The organism is Janthinobacterium sp. SUN073, from assembly GCF_030397665.1.
Classification (GTDB): domain Bacteria; phylum Pseudomonadota; class Gammaproteobacteria; order Burkholderiales; family Burkholderiaceae_D; genus Janthinobacterium.
On the sequence record NZ_JAPUBT010000006.1, the window covers coordinates 281,920 to 302,804 of the forward strand.

A 20,885-nucleotide genomic window follows, 5' to 3' on the forward strand; every position below is an offset into this window, starting at 1 on the left:
ATTTTGTATATTAGGCAGCTATTGAGCAATTTGCAATGCTGATAGTGATTATGCAACTTGGTACAGCCTCCAGCACACAGGCGGCACCCGATTCCTCTTCCTGATGCGGATGGCGATGTCCTCTACTGCCGGTGAACAACAGTTATCCTTGGAGAAAAGGCCGCAGTGGCTGATCGGCGTCGTGATGTCGATGATGGTGGGCCTGCTGTTCTACATGGCCGCCTCGCTGTCGATCGAAAACGATGCCAGCGAGCTATTCAACAATCTGTCGCGCAATACCCAGAAAAACATCGCATCGCGCCTCAAGTCGTATACCAACCTGCTGCGCGGCACGGCCAGCCTGTTCCACGCCAACGAACACGTGAGCCGCGAGCAATTCCACCGCTACGTGGCGAACCTCGCCTTGCAACAAAACTACCCGGGCGTGATGAATCTCAATTACAGCCAGGAACTCGACGAGTCGCAGCGCGCCGCCTTCGAAGCGGCCATGCAGCGCGACTATCCGCCCGGGCGCGACGGCTATCCGGCGTTTGCCATCCATCCGCCCGGCCCGCGCCCCCATTATTCCGCGCTGGTCTACATCGAGCCGATTGCCAGCGCTGCGGAAAAGTATGGCTATGACATCGCTTCGCGGCCCCTGATCGCCGAAACGCTGGAACAGTCGCGCGATACCGGACAGATCTGCAATTCCGGCGCCCCCGTGCCGATGGAAGGCCGGCCGCAGTTGACGGGCATGGCCATGCGCCTGCCCGTGTACCGCTTCGGCATGCCGACCGGCACGGTGGAGCAAAGGCGCGCGGCCTACCAGGGTTCCGTCGGCATCGGCTACGACCTGGTGACGATGATGCGCAGCGCGCTGGCCGACATGCCGGTACACAATGTCCGCCTGACCCTGTTCGATATTGGCCCACAGGCGCTTGAACAGCCGGACTTGCCGCTGCAGCTGCCGCACGACATGCGCCCCATCTTCGACAGCACCACGGCGGGCATGCATGCGCCATGGTGGCTACCCGGCAACTCGGGCCGCTATCTGAGCAGCACGATGCTGATCGAGCACAATGGCCGCGCGTGGCAAGCGCTGTTCAGCGTGCGCAAGAGCGACCTGTATACGCGCTTCGATGCCTTCCTGCCGTGGCTGGCCCTGATGACCGGTTTTGCCAGCGCCATGCTGCTGTACCTGCTGTTTCACACCCTGGCGTCGTCGCGCCGGCGCGCCATCCAGATGGCGACGGGCATGACGGCGGAATTGCGCGCCAGCCAGATCCGCCTGCAGCTGTCGCACCAGAAACTGCGCCGCCTGGCGGCCCACGCCGACCAGATCAAGGAAGAGGAGCGCAAGCGCATCGCGCGCGAAATCCACGACGACCTGGGCCAGAACCTGCTGGTCTTGCGCATCGACGCCGACATGCTGGCCTCGCGCACGCAGCGCCGCCATCCGCACCTGAACGCGCGCGCCCGTTCGACCCTGGAACAGATCGACGCCACGATTAAAAGCGTGCGGCAAATCATCAACGACTTGCGTCCAACCGTGCTGGACCTGGGCGTGAATGCGGCCGTCGAATGGCAGGTGGCGCAATTTCGTCAGCGCACGGGCATCGCCTGCGAAATCAGCGAAAGCCATGACGACATCTGCCTCAGCGATCAATGCGCCACGGCCCTGTTCCGCATCCTGCAAGAGTCACTCAGCAATATTTCCCAGCATGCCAATGCCAGCCGCGTGCAAGTCAAGCTGGCAAAGTGCCGCGACACCGTATCGATGAGCATCAGCGACAACGGCGTGGGCGCGGCCATCGACGGACGCAACAAGCAGGGCTCATTTGGCCTGGTCGGCATCGAGGAACGCATCAAGTTGCTGGGCGGCACTTTCTACATCGAAAGCAGCCCTGGCGCCGGCATGAGCGTGCATGTCAGCGTGCCGCTGGGCGCCGACGCCACGGCATTTCCCTACCAGGAAGATGGCCGCGCCAGCGCCTGACAGGCGCGCTCCGCTTGAAACAAGCTCAGCTTGCGTATTTTGTCATTTGATGCAATATTGATGTAGAACAACTCAGCGCCTGCCCGCCATGCGCCAGGCATTCCTCGACTATTTACCAGGAGTACACACCCACCACTCTCCCTTGTTGCACTGTATTTCCCACAACGCTCTTTACCACAAGGACATTCATGGATACGAACGACAGTTTCAAGGCAATTGCCAATTTGAATTTGGACGCGATCAAAGTCAAGCTGATGCACCGGGAGTCAGGCGAAGGATGGAGCCTGGAGAAGGCCAATGCGGTGGAGTTCGAGTACCGGCGCTTTCTGATCCTGATGAAACAGTTTCCGCAAGAAGAAACAGCGCCACTGATGGACGTCGATACCTTCTGGCACTACCACATCCTCGACACCCTGAAATATGCGGCGGACTGCGAACAGGTGTTCGGCTACTTCCTGCATCACTTTCCGTACATCGGCCTGCGCGGCGAAGACGACGAAGCGGCACACCAGCGCGTGGGCGAGCGCATGAAGCAGCTGTATGAGCAAACGTTCGGGGAAGATTATATCCGCGCAGAAACGGCGTATTCGGGGCGCGCAGTACAGGCGGCGTATTCGGGACGGGCTGTACAAACAGCATTTTCCGGTGCCGCAGTGCAAGCGACAGCGTACTCGGGCCGGGCCGTGCAGACGGCGTTTTCCGGTGCAGCGGTGCAGGCGACAGCGTACTCGGGCCGCGCGACGGGCGCTGCCAGCACGGCATTTTCCGGCGCGCCCGCCACCTTGGCAGCAGCGGTGCTCAAGTCGTCTTCGACCAGCCTGGAAATGGGGCGTTTCTATGTCGATCGTCCGGTGTTGAACCGCGAACCGCAATAGCAAAAACAGATGTGGCTGCCGCACGCGGCAAGCCTGACGTACCCAGACGGCACCTCTCAGTTTGCCGTCTGTCAGGCGCTCTTAGGCAGCCATCAACTCGCGCAGTTCACGAATGCTGAAATCGCTGATTTCATGCATGCGGATGAGGATCGTGGCGCCGATCGGCAAGGTGTTGTGACGAATCTTGCTGATGACCGGTGGCGCCACTTCCAGCGCGCGCGACAGGGCGGCATCGTTTTTCAGTTGCAGCTTGTCGATGATCGCATCAAGGACGCGATTCGGGTTGTAGGTAGGCAAAGAGGTAATTTGTTTGAGAGACATGATCAAAAATCCGTACTTGTTGTATTAAGGCAAAAAGAAACCGAATGTCTCTTCTGCAATAATTCAGGGTAAACACACTAAAAAGCGCCATCACTTATGCGGCCTTTACGCCACAAACAATATAATACACGCTATTGTTGATTTTTGCGTAACTTAAAGCAAAATTGTGATAATTGAAGAGAATTGACGCACTTGGAATGTGCTAGAGGATAACCCAAATCGGAAAAATTTGCTGCAAGTCATCAATTTTTACAATGAAGAACACTGCTGCGCATCAGCCAGGCAATCGCCATGAGTGTGCCCAGGCGGGCCATGTCGGCGGATAAATGCCAGCCTTGCGCGGCCACGCCGGCCGGGGTGGCCGGAAGGCAGGTGCCGGGGAAGGCGTCCACGCGGCACCAGGCCAGTTGCCGGCGAATTTCATCGGGCGGCGGTGGCGGCTGCAGCGCACGTTCGCGACGCCGCATATAGGCGCGCACCTGTTCCTTGCTGGGGTGACTCGTAGCTCGCATGGATCGCTCCTGCTAACGGGGAAACTGCGTCGCGCTAATTGTAGATGCCGAGTCCACCACAACTAGCCAGGACGCGTGACGACTTTGCTCACCATATCGCCAGCTCGCCAAGATGCGTTTGCGTTGCATCAAATGGCAAGGCCCCGGTGTTGCGCCGAAGCCCACACTGCACCATGCTCCAGCGGCCTGGCGGCCGATGGCTGGCTCTTATTTCTTTTGCTGGCGCACGCGCTGTTGCTGTTTTTCCTGCGTTTGCTGGCGATTCTGCTTGCGCTCGAACAGGGTGACCGCATCTTTCTTGGCTTGCTCGGCGGTACGCATTTCCTCATGCGCATCGTGCGGAACAAAAAATTCGGCATCCTGCGCCGCCACGACCAGCTTGATGGCGGCGTCGTCGTCGAGGTCATACAGTTCCGTCAGGACGGTGGTGACCTCGTCCAGGTATTCTTCGTAAGTGAGGGTGCTCATGCTGTAGTCCTTAAGTGAATGGCGCGCCGCCGCAACGGCGCGCTGCGCACCGGTCCGGCAAAGTGCGCAGATAACCGGTCATTTTACCCGATGCCGACCGTATCGGCGGACAGCGACTGCAAGGCATCGGCCACGCGCGCGTAGCGCAGGCGCACGCCCAGCTCGTGCTTGAGGCGCGTATTGTGCAGGCGGCGCGATTCGGACATGAACGACAGCAGCATCGGCGTGACCACTTGCCGCAGCTCGGCACGCGGCAGGCGCGGCGGGCGCGGCAGGCCAAACGTATCGGCCACGGCATCGAAATATTCCGCCATCTTGAGTTCGCTGTCATCGCTGGCGTGATACACGCGTCCCGGTTTGCCGCGCCACAAGGCCCGTTCGATGATGCGCGCCAAATCATCGGCATGGATATGGTTGGTGTACACATCGTCGCCAGCGGCCAGGGCCGGCGTGCCTTCGCGCAGGCGCTTCAGGGGCAGGCGATCATCCGCATAGATGCCGGGCACGCGCAGGATGGCCACGCTGGCGCCGCGGCGCGCACCCCAGCCACGCAAAACCTGTTCCGCATCCACACGCCGCTTCGCCCGCGCATTGCCCGGCGCAACCTGCCGCGTCTCATCGACCCAGGCGCCGCCGCAATCGCCATACACGCCGCTGGTACTCACATACACCAGGCGTGCATGCTCGGGTAAAATGGCGACCAGATTGCGCGTGCGCCGGTCCAGCAAGCCCGACGACAGGGGCGGCGCCAGGTGCACGATCATCGTCGCCAGTCCCGCCAGCCGCTTCAGGCTGGCGCGGTCGTCGAGGTTGGCCACGATGGGCACGGCGCCGGCCGCCCGCAGCTGCGCGCAACGCGCCGGCTGGCTGGTGACGGCAAAGACGCGAAAGCGCGCGCGCAGCAAAGGCAACAGACGCATGCCGACGTCGCCGCAACCCAGGATCAGCAAGCGCGGCAAGCCCACCGGCTTGCGCAAAGAGTGCATTAACATATTTTTCATCTCAAGGATTGTATGACTTTTCAAATTACTGTTCAGCCCAGCGGCCACCAATTCAGCTGTGAAGCGGACGAAACCGTCCTGTCGGCGGCGATCCGCGCCGGCGTGGGCTTGCCGTATAGCTGCAAGAGTGGCGCCTGCAGCTCCTGCAAGGGCAAGATCGTGTCCGGCAATGTACAGCATAAGCCATACCAGGCCCGCTCCCTGACGGAAGATGAAGCGACCGCCGGCTACTCGCTGCTGTGCTGCGCCGTGCCCCAGGGCGACCTGGTGGTGCAGGCGCGCGAAGTGGCGGGCAGCAGCGACTACCCGATCAAGAAAATGCCGTCGCGCGTGACCACGATCGAAAAAGTCGCGCCCGACGTCGTCGTGCTGACCCTGCAGTTGCCAGCCAGCGAGCGCCTCAACTACCGCGCCGGACAGTATATCGAAATCATGCTGCGCGATAACAAACGCCGCAGCTACAGCATGGCCAGCGCGCCCGTCGACGGCGGCCCCGTGAGCCTGCACGTCCGCCACATGCCGGGCGGCCTGTTCACCGACCAGGTATTCGGCAGCATGAAAGAGCGCGACATCCTGCGCTTCGAAGGCCCGATGGGCACCTTCTTCCTGCGCGAAGATTCCGACAAGCCCGTCGTGCTGCTGGCCTCGGGCACGGGCTTTGCCCCGCTGAAAGCCATCGTCGAGCACATGATCAACGAGCAATCCCCGCGCCCGATCACCCTGTACTGGGGCGCACGCCGTCCGCACGACCTGTACATGGATGCGCTGTGCCGCCAGTGGGCCGCGGACTTGCCGCAGTTCACCTATGTGCCCGTCGTGTCGGAAGCCTTGCCGGAAGATGCCTGGAGCGGCCGCACGGGCTTCGTGCACCAGGCCGTCATGGCCGACCTGCCCGACATGTCCGCGTATCAAGTGTATGCCTGCGGCGCACCGATCGTCGTCGAATCGGCCAACCGCGATTTCGTGCAATTGTGTAAACTTCCAACCGACGAGTTCTACGCGGACGCCTTCACCACCGAAGCCGACCTGGCCAAGTAAGCATCACCTTCCGGACAGCGGGACGCGGCTGGCGCGGCGCCCGCTGCCGCCACCGCCCTACCCCGCTGTTCCCTGGAAATCTCATGTCTCTCGCCATCCTGCGTCACCGCAATTTCGCCTGCTACCTTTCCTCCCGCGTGCTGGGCACGGTGGCCGTGCAGATGCAAAGCGTGGCCATCGGCTGGCAGGTGTACCAGCTCACGGGCAGCCTGTTCGACCTGGGCCTGATCGGCCTGGCGCAGTTCGCGCCCTTCCTCGTGCTGATCTTGCCGGCCGGTCACGTGGCCGACCGCTACAACCGCCGCAACATCATCGCCTGGTGCCTGGCGGCGCAGCTCGCCTGCGCGCTGGCCCTGCTGGCGTTTACGTTAAGCAATATTTCCATCGTCTGGCCCGTGTTTGCCGTGCTGGTGCTGTTCGGCAGCGCGCGCGCCTTCATGATGCCGGCCACGCAAGCCGTGCTGGTGAACATGGTGCCCACACAACACTTCAGCCGCGCCGTCGCACTCAGCTCGTCGAGCTCGCATGTGGCCATCATCCTGGGGCCCACCCTGGGCGGCCTGCTGTATTACTTCGGCCCCAAGGTGGTGTATTTGATGTCGTCCGCGCTGCTGGTGCTGTCCGTGCTGCTGATGCGCGCCACCACGCCGGCGCCGCAAGTGGTGAAACGCGAACCCGTCAGCTGGCATACCCTGCTCGAAGGCTTGCGCTTCGTCTGGTCGAAACCCATCGTGCTGGGCGCCATTTCCCTCGACCTGTTTGCCGTGCTGTTCGGCGGCGCCACGGCCCTGCTGCCGGCGCTCGCGCATGACGTGCTGCATATCGGCCCCAGCGGCCTGGGCCTGCTGCGCACGGCACCGGGCGCCGGCGCCGCCCTGTGCTCGATCGCGCTGGCCATCTTTCCCATCACGCGCCGCGTGGGCGCGTGGATGTTCGGCGGCGTGGCCGTCTTCGGCCTGGGCACCCTGGTGCTGGGCAGCACCAGCTATTTCCCGCTGGCGCTGGCGGCGCTGTTCCTGATGGGCGCCGGTGACATGGTCAGCGTCTACATCCGCCACCTGCTGGTGCAGTTCGAGACGCCCGACGAAATCCGTGGCCGGGTCAGCGCCGTGAATGCCGTCTTCATCGGCGCCTCGAACGAGCTGGGCGAATTCGAATCGGGCCTGACGGCCGGCTGGTTCGGCCTGGTGCGCGCCGTGCTCTTTGGCGGCGCCGCCACCCTGGCCGTGACGGGCATCTGGGCCGTGCTGTTCCCCGTACTGTCGCGCATGGACCGCTTCCCCCACCACGAGAAGGAAGCAGCCGCCAGAATGGCCACCGCAAGCGCAAGCTAAGAGCTAAGATGCGCTATTGCCACTGCTAGCTCGCACCATGAAAATTACGTTTCCCTTGCACAGCTTCATCCGCAGCCGCCCCCACCTGAGCATGGCCACGGCCATCGGCGTGACGGCCGGCCTGCTGCTGCCCTCGTCCTGGCAACAGATGACGCGTTTGTTGACGGCGTGGAATGTTGCCGTCTGGTTCTACCTGGCGACGATGGCCTGGATGATGATGCGCGCCAACCATCACAAGGTGAAGGTGATGGCCGCGCGCCAGGATGAGCGGGCCACCACGGTCCTGTCGGCCCTGTCCGTCGCATCGGTGATGAGCCTGGTGGCCATCGTCTCGCAGCTGTCTTCGATGAAAGACATGGCGCCGGACGAGCGCGCGCTGCATTACGGCTTGACGATCCTGACGCTGGTCGGTTCCTGGTTTCTCGTCGGCACCCTGTTCTGCTTTCATTATGCCCACCTGTATTACCAGGCCGACCCCGCGCTGCGCCCCCTGAAGTTTCCCGACGACGAGCAAAACCCCGATTACTGGGATTTTTTGTATTTCGCCTTCACCATCGCCGTGGCCGTGCAAACGTCGGATGTCTGCGTGCAGACGCGCCTGATGCGGCAGATCGTGCTGGGACAATCCGTGCTGAGCTTTTTCTTCAACCTGGTCGTGCTGGGGCTGTCGATCAATATCGCCGCCGGGCTCATCAATGGCTGAAAAATAATTTCGTAGCGGAAACTTGACCTGGCTGAAGGGTTAAGCCCATCTTAATCGTGCGCACCCTCTTGAAATACTGGAAAGAGGAGTAAGATAAGTTCCATGCACAGAGGTCATGTGCATGAGGCAGCAACCAGGCCGCAGCACGCCTGAGATGGGTTTTTTTTGAATTGACAGGAGTAAGCATATGCAAATCAATATTCATACCGACAGCACCATCGCCAACACCGCTGGACTGAACGAACATGTGCAATCCGTACTTGAAAGCGCACTGAGCCGCTTCCGCGACAACCTGACCCGCATCGAAGTCCACATCAGCGACACGAATGGCCCGAAAGGCGGCGCCGACGATATTCGCTGCGTCATGGAAGCCCGCGTTGCTGGCTATCAACCGATTGCCGTGACCGAACAGAACGCCACCGTGCATCAATCCGTTGCCGGCGCCACCGACAAACTGAAACGCGCCATCGATAGTGCCCTGGGCCGCCTGCAAGACAGCAAGCGCCACGCCACCGGCAAGAATGCCGTGATCGATACGGCCGAAGCGGAAGAAACCGCCGAGTAACTTCCCCCACCGCAGTACTCTTCAGTGACCAAGGCAGCCGTTCAAGGCTGCCTTTGCACATCCGCCCCGCCTTTCGCGCGCGGCAACAAGAATGCCAAAACCAGCAGCATTCCAGCGCATGGGCGCGAGAATGAAATAATTGTCGTATTTCCCACAGTAAGTGACGTCAAGCAAGCCTTTGCCGTTACAGCCAAGGCCGCTTTACGCTATCATGAAGATACCGGTCCTCTGCTCGCGCGCACCGGCTTTTTGAAAGTATGATTGTGGAACAGATCGGCAACTTCGGTGCTTCAGGCTGCAACATCGGCGATTTACAGCTATTTAGCGATGCTGCGGACAGCCAGACGGCCGCCATGCTGGCGCACTGTCCCGTCATGCGCCTCGAAGCGGGCGAAGCCATTGCCGACAGCCAGGGCACCAGCCTGTACATCGTCCTGCGCGGCTCGCTGGCCGTGGCGGCCGACACCCACACGGGCATGGATGATGGCACCGTCAGCAAGGTTTTGCCCGGCGAAAGCGTGGGCGAACAATCGGTGCTCGATGAAGCGAGCAACCTGGCCGCCATTTCCGCCCTGGAAGAAACCGATTTGCTGGTGATCGACGCGGCCGTCGTCTGGGAATTGATCGAACAATCGAACGGCCTGGCGCGCAACCTGCTGCGCTTGCTGTCCTTCCGCATCCGCGCCGCCAATGCTCTGCTGCGCCGGCGCCAGAAACTGGGCGAATTCTACCGCCAGCTATCGATGGTCGACAGCCTGACGGGCCTGTACAACCGCGCCTGGCTGACCGATTTACTGCCGAACATGATCATCACCGCCCACGCCAGCGGCTCGCCGCTGTCGCTGGTGATGATAGACCTCGACCATTTCAAGCGCTTCAACGACACGCACGGCCACCAGGCGGGCGACCAGGCGCTGCGCATCGCCGCGCAAGTGCTGGGCGCGGCCCTGCGGCCCACGGATTTTGCCGTGCGCTATGGTGGCGAGGAAATGATGGTGATCTTGCCCGATACCAACGAACACGTGGCCCTGCGGGTGGCCGAGCGCCTGTGCGAACGCATGCAGCACGCCGTCATCTTCGCCGACATGCGCAGCGCGCTGCCACACATCACGGGTTCCTTCGGCGTGGCCAGCCTGGTGGCCGAACAGGACGAAGAAGCGCTGATCGCGGCCGCCGACGCTGCCCTTTACCGGGCAAAGGCAGGCGGACGCAACCGGGTCATGCTGTAGCTCAGACAGCCTTGCTGTCGGCCGGTTTGCTTGCATCCGGCTTGGCGGCCTCATCCTTCTTGCTGCTGTGCGCGGCGATGAAATCCGCATAGCCCTTCTGCACCAGCTCGTACGTCTTGTCGATATTGCCGGCGATATCGCCATTCAGCACTTTCAAGCCGCCCAGGATATCGCGCGCTTCCTTGAAGCCTTTTTCCATGCCGCCGCTGATGGTGTCCATAAACTTGGTCAGGGCCGTATCGTCGTCCATGTCGGGGTTCTGTTTTTTGAACGCGTCAAAAAAACCCGTCGACAGCGATACGATGCGGCTCGCCGTCGCTTCGGCGCTATTATCTTGCGAAGCGGCGTTCTGGATCGCGTCCTCGCCGTACTGCCCCTTCAGCGCTTCATTGATATTCGTGATGGCCGTCTTGTACAGCAGCGCCAGCGGCTCGTTTTCCGAACCGATCGAGACGTTCAGCGACGCCTGCATGATGGAGGCGTTCAACTGCAGCTTGGTGCGATCGTTCACGCTCATTTCAGTGTTGACGCCATCCTTTTTCTGGACTTTATCATCCTTGCCGGCAACGCCCGTACTGACGGAAGTCACGGAAGGGGTGGAATTGCCGCTTGCGGCGATGGGAATTGACACGATAGACCTCCTTGAACGGACAATGTATGCCACCATGCGGGAAACGCCGTGATGACCATCCTCTCGTGTAGTATCGGCAGGTTTTCAGAAAACTGAAGCGGCCCGGACAATTAAGATAACAATTAAGCAAGCAACGATATCAATGACTAACCAGACATTTCTTTGGCACGACTACGAAACCTTTGGCGCCCAGCCGCGCCGCGACCGCCCGGCCCAGTTCGCCGCCATCCGCACGGATGCCGAACTCAACGAGATCGGCGACCCCATCATGCTGTATTGCCAACCTGCCAATGATTTCCTGCCCGATCCGCAATCGTGCCTGATCACGGGCATCACGCCGCAGCAATGCTTGCAGCTGGGCGTGCCGGAGCACCAGTTCGCCGCCACCATCGAAGCGGCCTTTTCGGAACCTGGCACCATCGGCGTGGGCTACAACACCATCCGTTTCGACGATGAAGTCACGCGTTTCCTGTTCTGGCGCAACCTGATCGACCCGTATGCGCGCGAATGGAAAAACCATTGCGGCCGCTGGGACATTCTCGACGTGGTGCGCATGACGCACGCGCTGCGCCCGGAAGGCATTCAATGGCCGAAGCGCGACGATGGCCAGACCAGTTTTAAACTGGAACACTTGAGCAAGGCCAATGGCCTGGCCCACGAAGCGGCGCATGATGCGCTGTCCGACGTGCGCGCCACCATCGCCCTGGCCCGCCTGATCCGCGAAAAGCAGCCGAAACTGTTCGAATTCTGCCTGGCCCTGCACAAGAAGGACAAGGTCGCCAGTGAAATGGGCATGCACCTGGCCGCCAGCGAGCGCCAGCCCTTCCTGCACGTGTCCGGCATGTTCCCCGCCGAACGAGGCTGCCTGGGCGTCGTCTGGCCGCTGGCCACGCACCCGAGCAACAAAAATGAAATTCTCGTCTGGGATTGCGCCTACGACCCGCGCGAACTGTTCAGTCTGGACGCCGACACCATCCGCACGCGTTTGTTCACGCGCAACGATGCCATGCAGGAAGGCATGACGCGCCTGCCCGTGAAAAGCGTGCACTTGAACAAGTCACCCATGCTGGTCGGCAATTTAAAGACCCTGTCGCCGGCCATGGCCGCGCAATGGGGCATCGACGTGGATGCGGCGAAGGTCAACGCCCAGCTGGCCGCCACGGCGCCGAACATGGATGCGATCTGGGCCGAAGTGTTCCAGCGCCCGGGCGCGAACGTCGCGCTGGACGTGGATGAGGATTTGTACAATGGTTTCGTCAGCAACGACGACCGCCGCCTGCTCGAATCGCTGCGCCGCGATACGCCGGCCAAACTGGCCACGGCCCGCCCCTCGTTTGCCGACGAGCGCCTGCAGGAATTGCTGTTCCGCTACCGCGCCCGCAATTTCCCGCAAACCCTGAGCGAAGCGGAAAGCCTGCGCTGGGAACAGCACCGCGCCGCCCGATTGTTCGACGGCGACGCCGGTGCCCGCACCATCGAAATGCTGTTTACGGAAATCGACGTGCTGTCGGAATCGGTCGATGAGCGGGGAGAAGAGATACTGGGCGAGCTGTACGATTACGCGGAGATCGTCGCACCGCAGCGCGATTAGTTGCACCTAACCAAACCTACTGCGCGTCGGTATAGGTGGCCTGCGATGCTCACCGTACTCTAGTACGGTTGCGCTTCTCGACCACCTCTCCCTTCCGCTCGCTACGGTTTTGTTAGGCGCTGTGAGGCTAACTGTAGATAGTTTTTATGCAGAACGATGCGCATTAATCGCATCGCGCGTTTCAATGGCCACGCGGCGCGCCGCGTCGGCGAAATCTTCGCCCGCTTGCGGCGTGGCGTAGATGATGGCGCGCGAGGAGCTGATCATCATGCCCATGCCGTTCGCCGTCTGGCCCGCGCCGACCGTGGCGGCAATATCTCCGCCCTGGGCGCCGATGCCGGGCACCAGCAGCGGCATGTCACCGACGATGGCGCGCACTTGCGCCAGTTCTTCAGGGAAGGTGGCGCCGACGACGAGCGCGCACTGACCATTCTTGTTCCATTTCTCGGCCACCAGGCGTGCCACGCGCTGGTACAGGGGCACGCCATCCGTGTCGAGGAATTGCAGGTCCGAGCCGCCCGGGTTCGAGGTGCGGCACAGGATGATCACGCCGCGGTCTGTCCACGCCAGGTAGGGATCGAGCGAATCCTCACCCATGTAGGGGTTCACGGTGACGGCGTCGGCGCCATAGCGCTCGAACGCTTCGCGCGCGTATTGCGTGGCCGTGGCGCCAATGTCGCCCCGTTTCGCGTCGAGGATCAGGGGGATGTGCGGGTAATGTTCGCGCACGTAGCGGCAGATGTCTTCCAGCTGCTTTTCCGCGCCCAGCGCGCCGAAATAGGCGATCTGCGGCTTGAAGGCGCACGCCAGGTCGGCCGTGGCGTCGATGATGCGCGTGCAAAAGGTGGTGATTCCATCAGGCAAATCGCGCAATTCGGCCGGCAGTTTCGCCAGGTCGGGGTCCAGTCCCACGCACAGCAGGGAATTATTGGCCGTCCATGCGGCGGATAATTTATTGATGAAATTCACGGCACACCTTCTCTATATTCAGTTGCAAACCCCGTATTGTAACGCGGCGCGGACCTGTCAAGTCAGCCGGTGGCGGCGGCCGGCGCTGATTAAACCGACATTGCAGGCCGTTTCAGGTATATTTGCCGCATCCCCTTTACTCTGCACGGAAACCATCATGCAAATCACCAAACAATTCACCCAATGGCTGCGCCTGGCGCTGAGCGTCACCGTCCTGGCAGGTATCCTGACGGGCTGCGGCTACAACGACTTCCAGAGCAAGGATGAAGCCACCAAGGCCGCCTGGGGCGAAGTGGTCAACCAGTACCAGCGCCGCGCCGACCTGATCCCCAACCTGGTCAATACCGTCAAGGGCTATGCCACGCACGAGCGCGAAACGCTGGAAGCGGTGACCAAGGCGCGCGCCGCCGCCACCAGTTTCCAGATCACGCCCGAAGTGCTGAACGACCCGGCCGCGTTCGAGAAATTCCAGCAAGTGCAGGGCCAGCTGTCGTCGGCCCTGTCGCGCCTGATGGTAGTGTCCGAGAAATACCCGGACTTGAAGGCCGATACCAGCTTTCGCGACTTGCAGTCGCAACTGGAAGGCACGGAAAACCGCATCACCGTGGCGCGCCAGCGTTACATCGTCGCCGTGCAGGATTACAACGTGCATGCGCGCAGCTTCCCGAACAACCTGACGGCCATGGTCTTCGGCTACAAGGTCAAGCCGTCGTTCACGGTGGAAAATGAAAAAGCCATCTCGACCGCACCGACCGTCAACTTTGGCAAATAAGATGAAAGCCTGGTCCTACCTCGCGGCGCTGGCGACGGCGCTGCTGCTGTGGACGATGGCGCCGGCCGGCGCACAGGGCTTGCAGCCCGTGCCGCCGCTGGCCGCGCGCGTGACGGACAACGCTGGCATGCTCGATGCCAAGCAAAAAGCGGCGCTGGAAGGCGTGCTGGCCGATTACGAAGCCAAGACGGGCAGCCAGATCGCCGTGCTGCTGGTCAAGAGCACGGAACCGGAAGCCATCGAGCAATACAGCATCCGCGTGACGGATGCCTGGAAGCTGGGCCGCAAGGGCGTCGATGACGGCGTGCTGCTGATGGTGGCGAAAGACAATCCATCCTCGCTGCGCCGCCTGCGCATCGAAGCGGGCCGCGGCGTGCAGGGCGTGCTGACGGATGCGCAATCGAAACGCATCCTGCAAGACGTGATCGCCCCGCATTTCAAGCAAAACGACTATTACGGCGGCCTGGTCGCTGGCGTGGGGTCGATTGCCACCTTGCTGAACCAGGAGCAATTCCCCGCTCCCGCCCAGCAAAAGGCGCCGGCCAGCGTGGAAGCGGGTGGCCTGACCTTCTGGCTGCCGCTGCTGTTCTTCGGTTTTCTCGTCGTGCTGACCGTGTTCCGTTCGCGCGGCGGGCCGAACCGGCTGCAGCGCGGCAGCAACTGGTCCAGCGGCGCCACGGGTGTCGTGCTGGGCAGCATTTTGAGCCAGGCGCTGAACAACCGCGGTGGCGGCGGAGGCTTCGGCGGCGGCGGCGGTTTTGGCGGTGGCGGCGGTTTCGGTGGTGGCGGCGGCGGTTTTGACGGCGGCGGCGCCTCGGGAGATTGGTAATGACGAAACAACTGACATTCGGACAGCGCTGTGGACGCGCTTTAAAACATTTGCGCGGCACGCCGGCGACGGCGCGCCAGGCGTTTCCAGAACGCACGCTGAAAGCCATCGAGACGACGATTGCCGACGGTGAAGCGATGCACCAGGCGGAAGTACGCCTGATCGTCGAGGCGGCCCTGACGCCTGGCATGGCCTACCAGGGCGTGAGCAACCGCGAGCGGGCGCGCGAACTGTTCGCCCAGTATGGCGTGTGGGATACGGAAGATAACGTCGGCGTGCTCATCTATATCAACCTGGCCGAACACCAGGTCGATATCGTGGCCGACCGCAACGTGGGCCGGCGCATCACACCGGAACAGTGGCAAGCCGTATGCCGCACCATGACGGGCGGCTTCAAGGATGGCAATTACCACGACAGCACGCTCGATGCCTTGCAGCAGCTGAATACCTTGCTGCAAAGCCACTTCCCCGCCAATGGCACGCGCGGCAACCAGTTGCCGAACGAACCCATCCTTCTCTGATTCCTTCCCGCCGAGGCGATTACATGAAACTAGTCAATAGAACCGCCATCGTCACGGGCGCCACGCAAGGCATCGGCCTGGCGTGCGCCACCCGCCTGATCGCCGAAGGGGCGCAAGTGATGCTGGTGGACATCAAGGAAGAAGGCGCGCAGGCGGCGGCTGCGCTCGGTCCGCAGGCGCGCTTCTTTTGCGCCGACGTCAGCCAGAAGGCGGACGTGGACGCCATGCTGAAGCAAACCCTGGCGCAGTTCGGCCACATCGATATCCTCATCAACAATGCGGGCGTGACGCACGCGGCCGATTTCCTCGATGTCTGCGAAGACGATTTCGACCGGGTCATGCGCATCAACCTGAAATCGATGTTCCTGTGCGGCCAGGCCGTGGCGCGCGAGATGGTCAAGCGCGACAGCGGCTGCATCATCAATATGTCCAGCGTGAATGCGGAGCTGGCGATTCCGAACCAGGTGCCGTATGTGGTGTCGAAAGGCGCCATCAACCAGCTGACCAAGGTCATGGCTCTGAACCTGGCGTCGTACGGCGTGCGCGTGAACGGCATCGGACCGGGCACCATCCTGACGGAACTGGCCAAGCAGGCGGTGCTGTCGAGCCCGGAGGCGCGCCACACGATCCTGTCGCGCACGCCCCTGGGCCGCTGCGGCGAACCGGAAGAAGTGGCCGGTATCGCCGCCTTCCTGGCCAGCGACGACGCCACCTACATGACGGGCCAGACCATCTATGTCGATGGCGGACGCATGGCACTCAACTACACGGTGCCCGTGAAAGAGTGAAACAGGCGAGTTATATCAAAAAATAATAATGCATATCTAAAAAGATCATTAGACACATATCGTGCGACGCAGCATAATGCACCTGTCTCCACTATTCTCCTCCAAGAAAATAGTTTTAAGCCCGCTTTCACCAGCGGGCTTTTTTTTTGCTATCACGAATGAAACATGGCCATTCTTGCCATGCCGCCCGATTTTTCCAGACAATATGCCTGCGCTGCAAAAAATGTTGCGGCGTGTCATAGGCCCGTCATTTTCGCCCCCTATACTTGCTTCATCTGCTGTACAGGCAACCGATATGCCTGACTACAGACAGGTGTGCCGCGATGGCACACCACTCCCCTTTCATGACCGTGGCGGGCACCGGCAAGGCGCGCGACATGGTGAGCACCGAGCAACTCTCAACTCTTGACCCATTTCATTTGGGTTTTTGGCCCGCGTCCCCGCGGGCCTTTTTTTGCCTGATCGGCAAGCTGTTGCGCAAAAACACGGTGGCTCGCCATGGCCATGATATTGTGACTGCCTTTCCACCTGTCCTGACGCACCATGCCTGTATCCTTGCCCGAACTCTGTTTTTCCGACCGCCACGCACGCCTGCGCTACCGCACGGCCCTGGTGTTGTATGCCCTGGTGATCTTGGTCGGCGACATACCGGGCGTGCGCGCGGACGTGGGCGAATATGCGTCAGGCGGCGTGCTGCATTCCTTCGGCTATGGCGTACTGGCCCTGATCCTGTTCAGCGGCACGGGCGGCGGCATGGCGCGCCGGGCGCTGCTATCGGTGCTGATGGTGGCGGCCATGGGCGCGCTGGACGAGTTCATCCAGAGTTTCCTGCCGTACCGCCATGGCGCCGTGAGCGACTGGGTGGTCGATATCACAGCCGCGGCGGCGGTCTGCCTGCCGCTGTGTTTCCTCTGGCCCAAAATGGTCGCCTCTGCCCTCGGCAAGGAGTCGCCGCAACCAGCTGCCTGAATGGGGCATGACCGCCCGTCAGGCGCGGTCCGCTTCGCTATCCTGCAATGCCAGCGGCAACTGCCCCTGGCTGCGCGCGCCAAGGCGCCGCATCAGGGCGCGCGTCTCGCGCCGGCTGCCGGCCCCCATGGCGCGTGCCGCATCGCGCTGCATGTCCAGCAACTGTTCCGAGCGCGCCAGCCGCACCAGGCCATGCAAGGCCTGCGCCAGTACATGGCGCGCACGGGCATCGCGCGCGGTGCCGACGACGGCCAGCACCAGTTCATCGATCAGTTTTGCGGTAGGACCAGATGACATTTTTTCTCCCGACTCAACAGTGAGGAATCGTGCGGGCGCACGACCTAGTGATTACCAGCATCGTTTATACCAAGCGCGGCAATTAGACACTTGATCTAGCTCAATCGCTGATGACGGCTGCAGAACATCCCGGCGCCGCCATGCTCTTACATGCAGCAATCGCTGCTATCCGCATCATCGCGGGTGCCGATCCTGAGTGTTCGACCATGAGGAGACCAAGATGAGATCGAAAACAACCCTGCTGCTGGCCGGTCTGGCCTGTACCTTGCTGGTAGCCTGCCATTCCACGGACAGTACCAGCCTGGCGCGCAGCAATAGCGGCGAGACCTATGCCGCACCGGCCGGCACGACGCCGCAAAGCAGCATGCCAGCCAGCAGCATGCGCAGCGATACGGATCAGTCCGGCATGAACATCAGTTCAGCGACGGTGCAGTCGATAGAAACCGTGCCGCGTGGCATGGATCAAGGCAGTGCCGACATGCAGGCGGGCACATCGGGCACCGCTGGCAGCACCTCGGGTGCGGCGGGCAATATGCTGTACCGCGTCACCTTGCGCCTGGACGACGGCACGACGCGCACCTTCATGCAAAATACCCAGCCCGCCTTCCAGATCGGCGACCGGGTCAGCGTGCAAAAAGGCGTGATGCAGCGCTATTGACTGGTGCCGGGGCTTGCCGATGCCTGCAGATCCCTGCCGATGGCGACTGCACAGGGCCGCATCAGGCCAAGGCCAGGGTGAGCGGGCGACTGCGCCCCTGCACCATGGCCGAGGGCCAGGCCGGGTCATGCGTCAGGTTGTGCAATTGGTTGCCGTCGAGCAGAAAGGTGTCTTCCACCGTGCTGCCGGGCAGGCTGGGGTGGAAGGCCAGCGCCATGCCCCGCTTGAGGAGGATTTCCGTGTGCGCGCCGGCCGCCACTTCGGGCGCCAGGTAGCCATGGATGCCGCCCTGCCGGCTGGTACGCACCGTATCGGGCTGGCCTGCGTACGCGTAGGCGCTGTCGAGCGCGTGATACACCATGCTCAGCGCATGGCCCGTTTCGCAAGCGTCGAGCGCCACCGCTTCCAGCGCCAGCATGGCGGCATCGGCATCGCCCATCACCAGCGCCGCGCCATCGGCACGATGCTGCGCCGGGCTGAAGCGGCGTTGACGACTGAGGCTGGCGCACAGGCCGAAACGCCGTGCGCACAGGGCCAGCACGGCTTGCGTGCCCAGCACCACCTGGGCCGGCGGCGCGCGCCGATACCGCTGTTGGCGCTCCGCGCCGCTGACCAGCACATGCACGGCTTGCAAGCCCCGCAGCCACAGCGCGCGCACGCAGGCGGCAGCCAGTTCCTGCTCGCTCCAGTCGGGGCGAGCCTGGCGCAGCGCATCGGCGGCCGCGCCGGCAGCCAGTTGCCCCACCTGGCGATAGCGCTGTTGCTCCGATTCCAGCAGCACCAGCCGCTCTTCGCGCAGGGCCACGGGCAGGCTGCGTTCATGCAAGCCTGGCCGGTCGGACAAGACAGGCGCACCACCTGCCGCATGCTGCACGAAATGCTCGCGCAACTCATACAGCTGCGGCTGCATCCAGGGCGATACTTGCCACGTCCATGGCCCGCGCACTTCTTCCTCGCGCATGCGCATGGCTTCGGCTTCGTCCGTCAGGATATAGGCCGCGTCGCGCGTCACCAGCACTTCCGCGCAGCCGCACTCGGCCGTATGGCTATGGCTGTTCGATGCGCCCGCCGTGGCCCACGCAAACCAGTCCACGCCCCGCAGACGCACGGCACCGGCACGTTCCTGTTCCAGCCAGCCCCGCATCTGCGCCAGCTTATGCGCCACTTCCAGTTCCAGCGGCCAGTTCATGACCACTCCTCGTCCGGGTTCAGGCGCGGCACCACCCCGCCTGCCCTGCCTGGCGCCAGCCGGGCCTCCTGTTGCTCATGCATAGCTGCTCCCTTCCTATATGGAAACGTCAGACCCGCATGCGCATAAAAAGTTCGGCGCCCGGATTCGTCTCAGGCTTGCAGTCTATGACTTCCGTCCATTTTTACAAGCGGCTATTTCGCCAGTGCGATCAAGACAGCCGTGTACATTTGCAAGCTCAGCAGCAGCTGCTTTTCCGGGATGAACCCGGGTTTGCCGGCACCAGCGAGTATTGCGCATCGATGCTGATGTTCACCTGCGGCCGCGCATGGGGTTTTCAGGAACGGTTGCAACGCTTCCCAGTCCATGCCTCAGACTTGTACACGTACAGCCCGATGCACTTGCTCAGCGGCACCTGTTTATCCTGGATCGCGTTCATCGCCTAGCGAGTTTTTTACCGATCAGTACGCAAATTCCCGATTCGCATTATCATGTGCACAGCCTGTCTTCCCCGCCATGCCGTCATGCGTGACCCTGCCAGCGTCAGGGGATAGACAAATCGTCCATTGTGATTTTCCACCACGTCCCGATATCGCTACCATGATTCCATTTTCCATACTCGACCTCGCGCCCATCGCCGAAGGCAGCAACGCCAGCCAGTCGTTCAAGAACACGCTGGACCTGGCGCAGCACGGTGAACGCTGGGGCTACAACCGCTACTGGCTGGCCGAACACCACGGCATGCCCGGCATCGCCAGCGCCGCCACGGCCGTCGTCATCGCCCATGTGGCGGCCGGCACGACAACCATCCGCGTGGGTGCGGGCGGCGTGATGCTGCCGAACCACTCGCCGCTGGTCATCGCGGAACAGTTCGGCACGCTGGAAGCGCTGCACCCGGGCCGCATCGACCTGGGCCTGGGTCGCGCGCCCGGCTCCGACCAGACGACGGCGCGCGCGCTGCGCCGCGACTTGCAGTCCGACGCGGAACAGTTTCCGCAGGATGTGCAGGAATTGATCGACTACATGTCCGACGAGCCGCGCCAGCGCGTGCTGGCCGTGCCCGGCAAGGGCGCGAAAGTACCCGTGTGGATACTGGGGTCGAGCCTGTTCGGCGCCCAGCTGGCCGCCCACCTGGGCTTGCCGTATGCGTTCGCCTCGCACTTCGCGCCGCAGATGATGCTGCAAGCGGTGGCGTATTACCGCGAGCACTTCAAGCCTTCCAGACAATTGGCCAAACCGTATGTGATGCTGGGCTTTAATGTGTTCGCCGCCGACACGGATGCAGAGGCGCACCTGCGCGCCACCTCGATGCAGCAGGCGTTCGTCAACCTGCGCACGGGCCGCCCGTCGCGCCTGCAACCGCCCGTGCCCGGTTATCTGGAGCAGCTGGGCCCGCAGGAACGCGCCATGCTCGATTCCGTCCTGTCGTGCACGGCCATCGGCGCGCCGGACACCGTCAAGGCAAAGATGGCTTCCTTCATCGCCGAAACGGGCGCCGACGAGCTGATGATCACCTCGCAGATCTTCGAGCACCAGCACCGGCTGCGCTCGTACGAAATCACGGCGCAGGTGCATGCGGAGCTGGCGCAGCAGCAGTAAATCTTCCTCCTTCGGTATATCCCCGTATACCCTTTTCCCGGCCGTCGGCAA

At 62.2% G+C, this 20,885-nt stretch carries 25 protein-coding genes; 17 read left to right on the plus strand and 8 right to left on the minus strand.

Going from position 1 to position 20,885, the window contains the following annotated elements:
• Positions 1 to 115 precede the first annotated feature (115 nt).
• Both O0882_RS18390 and O0882_RS18395 read left to right on the plus strand, forming a co-directional pair.
• Entirely contained in the window at positions 116 to 1,975 is a 1,860-nt protein-coding gene (locus O0882_RS18390; protein WP_289950281.1) for a CHASE domain-containing protein, read from the plus strand.
• Between the two features lie 188 nt (positions 1,976 to 2,163).
• On the plus strand, positions 2,164 to 2,850 hold the full coding sequence (locus O0882_RS18395; protein ID WP_289950282.1) for a hypothetical protein: 687 nt from the start codon (positions 2,164 to 2,166) through the stop codon (positions 2,848 to 2,850).
• Between the two features lie 81 nt (positions 2,851 to 2,931).
• Here the strand turns inward: O0882_RS18395 and O0882_RS18400 are convergent, their stop codons facing one another.
• From O0882_RS18400 to O0882_RS18415, 4 genes are all read right to left on the minus strand, one after another.
• Positions 2,932 to 3,171, minus strand: a complete 240-nt coding sequence (locus O0882_RS18400) for a hypothetical protein (protein ID WP_029496207.1) — start codon at positions 3,169 to 3,171, stop codon at positions 2,932 to 2,934.
• A gap of 242 nt (positions 3,172 to 3,413) precedes the next feature.
• Entirely contained in the window at positions 3,414 to 3,683 is a 270-nt protein-coding gene (locus O0882_RS18405) for a hypothetical protein (RefSeq protein ID WP_289950283.1), read from the minus strand.
• 207 nt (positions 3,684 to 3,890) lie between these two features.
• Complete coding sequence (locus O0882_RS18410; protein ID WP_070257479.1) at positions 3,891 to 4,151, minus strand: hypothetical protein; 261 nt, start codon at positions 4,149 to 4,151, stop codon at positions 3,891 to 3,893.
• Between the two features lie 83 nt (positions 4,152 to 4,234).
• Positions 4,235 to 5,152 carry an SDR family oxidoreductase gene (locus O0882_RS18415; RefSeq protein ID WP_289950286.1) on the minus strand — a complete coding sequence of 306 codons (918 nt, stop codon included), beginning with the start codon at positions 5,150 to 5,152 and terminating at the stop codon, positions 4,235 to 4,237.
• A 12-nt stretch (positions 5,153 to 5,164) separates the two neighbouring features.
• On the opposite strand from O0882_RS18415, the gene O0882_RS18420 reads away from it, so the two are divergent.
• From O0882_RS18420 to O0882_RS18445, 6 genes are all read left to right on the plus strand, one after another.
• Entirely contained in the window at positions 5,165 to 6,190 is a 1,026-nt protein-coding gene (locus O0882_RS18420) for a CDP-6-deoxy-delta-3,4-glucoseen reductase (protein WP_289950287.1), read from the plus strand.
• A gap of 83 nt (positions 6,191 to 6,273) precedes the next feature.
• Complete coding sequence (locus O0882_RS18425) at positions 6,274 to 7,524, plus strand: MFS transporter (protein WP_289950288.1); 1,251 nt, start codon at positions 6,274 to 6,276, stop codon at positions 7,522 to 7,524.
• Positions 7,525 to 7,561: 37 nt separating this feature from the next.
• Positions 7,562 to 8,227, plus strand: coding sequence for a DUF1345 domain-containing protein (locus O0882_RS18430; RefSeq protein ID WP_289950289.1), 666 nt, complete (start codon positions 7,562 to 7,564; stop codon positions 8,225 to 8,227).
• 187 nt (positions 8,228 to 8,414) lie between these two features.
• Positions 8,415 to 8,792 (plus strand): HPF/RaiA family ribosome-associated protein, encoded by a 378-nt coding sequence (locus O0882_RS18435; protein ID WP_070221366.1) that lies wholly within the window; start codon positions 8,415 to 8,417, stop codon positions 8,790 to 8,792.
• Between the two features lie 24 nt (positions 8,793 to 8,816).
• Positions 8,817 to 9,053: a hypothetical protein gene (locus tag O0882_RS18440; RefSeq protein WP_289950291.1), complete on the plus strand. Its 237-nt coding sequence runs from the start codon at positions 8,817 to 8,819 to the stop codon at positions 9,051 to 9,053.
• A 2-nt stretch (positions 9,054 to 9,055) separates the two neighbouring features.
• Positions 9,056 to 10,021, plus strand: a complete 966-nt coding sequence (locus O0882_RS18445) for a GGDEF domain-containing protein (protein WP_289950356.1) — start codon at positions 9,056 to 9,058, stop codon at positions 10,019 to 10,021.
• 1 nt (position 10,022) lies between these two features.
• On the opposite strand, the gene O0882_RS18450 is transcribed toward O0882_RS18445, so the two are convergent.
• Positions 10,023 to 10,652 (minus strand): DUF5610 domain-containing protein, encoded by a 630-nt coding sequence (locus tag O0882_RS18450; RefSeq protein WP_289950292.1) that lies wholly within the window; start codon positions 10,650 to 10,652, stop codon positions 10,023 to 10,025.
• 142 nt (positions 10,653 to 10,794) lie between these two features.
• Here O0882_RS18450 and sbcB point away from each other — a divergent pair, with 142 nt between their 5' ends.
• Complete coding sequence (gene sbcB / locus O0882_RS18455) at positions 10,795 to 12,243, plus strand: exodeoxyribonuclease I (protein ID WP_289950293.1); 1,449 nt, start codon at positions 10,795 to 10,797, stop codon at positions 12,241 to 12,243.
• 144 nt (positions 12,244 to 12,387) lie between these two features.
• On the opposite strand, the gene pyrF is transcribed toward sbcB, so the two are convergent.
• Positions 12,388 to 13,212, minus strand: a complete 825-nt coding sequence (gene pyrF / locus O0882_RS18460) for an orotidine-5'-phosphate decarboxylase (protein ID WP_289950294.1) — start codon at positions 13,210 to 13,212, stop codon at positions 12,388 to 12,390.
• 157 nt (positions 13,213 to 13,369) lie between these two features.
• Here pyrF and O0882_RS18465 point away from each other — a divergent pair, with 157 nt between their 5' ends.
• The 5 genes from O0882_RS18465 to O0882_RS18485 all read left to right on the plus strand — a co-directional run bounded on the left by O0882_RS18465 (position 13,370) and on the right by O0882_RS18485 (position 17,091).
• Positions 13,370 to 13,984, plus strand: coding sequence for a LemA family protein (locus O0882_RS18465; RefSeq protein WP_289950295.1), 615 nt, complete (start codon positions 13,370 to 13,372; stop codon positions 13,982 to 13,984).
• A 1-nt stretch (position 13,985) separates the two neighbouring features.
• Entirely contained in the window at positions 13,986 to 14,813 is an 828-nt protein-coding gene (locus O0882_RS18470; protein ID WP_289950296.1) for a TPM domain-containing protein, read from the plus strand.
• Positions 14,813 to 15,334, plus strand: coding sequence for a TPM domain-containing protein (locus O0882_RS18475; RefSeq protein WP_289950297.1), 522 nt, complete (start codon positions 14,813 to 14,815; stop codon positions 15,332 to 15,334). Before O0882_RS18470 ends, O0882_RS18475 begins: the two co-directional genes overlap by 1 nt.
• Before the next feature lie 23 nt (positions 15,335 to 15,357).
• Complete coding sequence (locus O0882_RS18480; protein ID WP_289950298.1) at positions 15,358 to 16,122, plus strand: SDR family oxidoreductase; 765 nt, start codon at positions 15,358 to 15,360, stop codon at positions 16,120 to 16,122.
• Positions 16,123 to 16,665: 543 nt separating this feature from the next.
• Entirely contained in the window at positions 16,666 to 17,091 is a 426-nt protein-coding gene (locus O0882_RS18485) for a VanZ family protein (protein ID WP_289950299.1), read from the plus strand.
• 18 nt (positions 17,092 to 17,109) lie between these two features.
• Here the strand turns inward: O0882_RS18485 and O0882_RS18490 are convergent, their stop codons facing one another.
• Positions 17,110 to 17,388, minus strand: coding sequence for a hypothetical protein (locus O0882_RS18490; protein WP_219133153.1), 279 nt, complete (start codon positions 17,386 to 17,388; stop codon positions 17,110 to 17,112).
• Positions 17,389 to 17,608: 220 nt separating this feature from the next.
• Between O0882_RS18490 and O0882_RS18495 the strand changes: the two genes are divergently transcribed.
• Positions 17,609 to 18,046, plus strand: a complete 438-nt coding sequence (locus tag O0882_RS18495; protein ID WP_289950301.1) for a hypothetical protein — start codon at positions 17,609 to 17,611, stop codon at positions 18,044 to 18,046.
• 61 nt (positions 18,047 to 18,107) lie between these two features.
• Here O0882_RS18495 and O0882_RS18500 read toward each other — a convergent pair whose 3' ends face one another.
• Positions 18,108 to 19,235 (minus strand): peptidase M24, encoded by a 1,128-nt coding sequence (locus O0882_RS18500; protein ID WP_289950302.1) that lies wholly within the window; start codon positions 19,233 to 19,235, stop codon positions 18,108 to 18,110.
• 167 nt (positions 19,236 to 19,402) lie between these two features.
• Here O0882_RS18500 and O0882_RS18505 point away from each other — a divergent pair, with 167 nt between their 5' ends.
• Complete coding sequence (locus tag O0882_RS18505; protein WP_289950303.1) at positions 19,403 to 19,681, plus strand: hypothetical protein; 279 nt, start codon at positions 19,403 to 19,405, stop codon at positions 19,679 to 19,681.
• Positions 19,682 to 19,835: 154 nt separating this feature from the next.
• Complete coding sequence (locus O0882_RS18510) at positions 19,836 to 20,834, plus strand: LLM class flavin-dependent oxidoreductase (RefSeq protein WP_289950304.1); 999 nt, start codon at positions 19,836 to 19,838, stop codon at positions 20,832 to 20,834.
• The last annotated feature ends 51 nt before the right edge of the window (positions 20,835 to 20,885 follow it).

Excerpts from the sequence above, each read along its gene's own strand:
- O0882_RS18425 (WP_289950288.1), top strand. The coding sequence starts at position 6,274 with ATGTCTCTCGCCATCCTGCGTCACCGCAATTTCGCCTGCTACCTTTCC.
- O0882_RS18395 (WP_289950282.1), top strand. The coding sequence starts at position 2,164 with ATGGATACGAACGACAGTTTCAAGGCAATTGCCAATTTGAATTTGGAC.
- O0882_RS18470 (WP_289950296.1), top strand. The coding sequence starts at position 13,986 with ATGAAAGCCTGGTCCTACCTCGCGGCGCTGGCGACGGCGCTGCTGCTG.
- O0882_RS18400 (WP_029496207.1), bottom strand. The coding sequence starts at position 3,171 with ATGTCTCTCAAACAAATTACCTCTTTGCCTACCTACAACCCGAATCGC.
- O0882_RS18500 (WP_289950302.1), bottom strand. The coding sequence starts at position 19,235 with ATGAACTGGCCGCTGGAACTGGAAGTGGCGCATAAGCTGGCGCAGATG.
- sbcB (WP_289950293.1), top strand. The coding sequence starts at position 10,795 with ATGACTAACCAGACATTTCTTTGGCACGACTACGAAACCTTTGGCGCC.
- O0882_RS18480 (WP_289950298.1), top strand. The coding sequence starts at position 15,358 with ATGAAACTAGTCAATAGAACCGCCATCGTCACGGGCGCCACGCAAGGC.
- O0882_RS18505 (WP_289950303.1), top strand. The coding sequence starts at position 19,403 with ATGACTTCCGTCCATTTTTACAAGCGGCTATTTCGCCAGTGCGATCAA.
- O0882_RS18405 (WP_289950283.1), bottom strand. The coding sequence starts at position 3,683 with ATGCGAGCTACGAGTCACCCCAGCAAGGAACAGGTGCGCGCCTATATG.
- O0882_RS18465 (WP_289950295.1), top strand. The coding sequence starts at position 13,370 with ATGCAAATCACCAAACAATTCACCCAATGGCTGCGCCTGGCGCTGAGC.
- O0882_RS18390 (WP_289950281.1), top strand. The coding sequence starts at position 116 with ATGTCCTCTACTGCCGGTGAACAACAGTTATCCTTGGAGAAAAGGCCG.
- O0882_RS18495 (WP_289950301.1), top strand. The coding sequence starts at position 17,609 with ATGAGATCGAAAACAACCCTGCTGCTGGCCGGTCTGGCCTGTACCTTG.
- O0882_RS18510 (WP_289950304.1), top strand. The coding sequence starts at position 19,836 with ATGATTCCATTTTCCATACTCGACCTCGCGCCCATCGCCGAAGGCAGC.
- O0882_RS18490 (WP_219133153.1), bottom strand. The coding sequence starts at position 17,388 with ATGTCATCTGGTCCTACCGCAAAACTGATCGATGAACTGGTGCTGGCC.
- O0882_RS18420 (WP_289950287.1), top strand. The coding sequence starts at position 5,165 with ATGACTTTTCAAATTACTGTTCAGCCCAGCGGCCACCAATTCAGCTGT.
- O0882_RS18485 (WP_289950299.1), top strand. The coding sequence starts at position 16,666 with ATGCCTGTATCCTTGCCCGAACTCTGTTTTTCCGACCGCCACGCACGC.
- O0882_RS18435 (WP_070221366.1), top strand. The coding sequence starts at position 8,415 with ATGCAAATCAATATTCATACCGACAGCACCATCGCCAACACCGCTGGA.
- O0882_RS18410 (WP_070257479.1), bottom strand. The coding sequence starts at position 4,151 with ATGAGCACCCTCACTTACGAAGAATACCTGGACGAGGTCACCACCGTC.
- O0882_RS18415 (WP_289950286.1), bottom strand. The coding sequence starts at position 5,152 with ATGAAAAATATGTTAATGCACTCTTTGCGCAAGCCGGTGGGCTTGCCG.
- O0882_RS18475 (WP_289950297.1), top strand. The coding sequence starts at position 14,813 with ATGACGAAACAACTGACATTCGGACAGCGCTGTGGACGCGCTTTAAAA.
- O0882_RS18430 (WP_289950289.1), top strand. The coding sequence starts at position 7,562 with ATGAAAATTACGTTTCCCTTGCACAGCTTCATCCGCAGCCGCCCCCAC.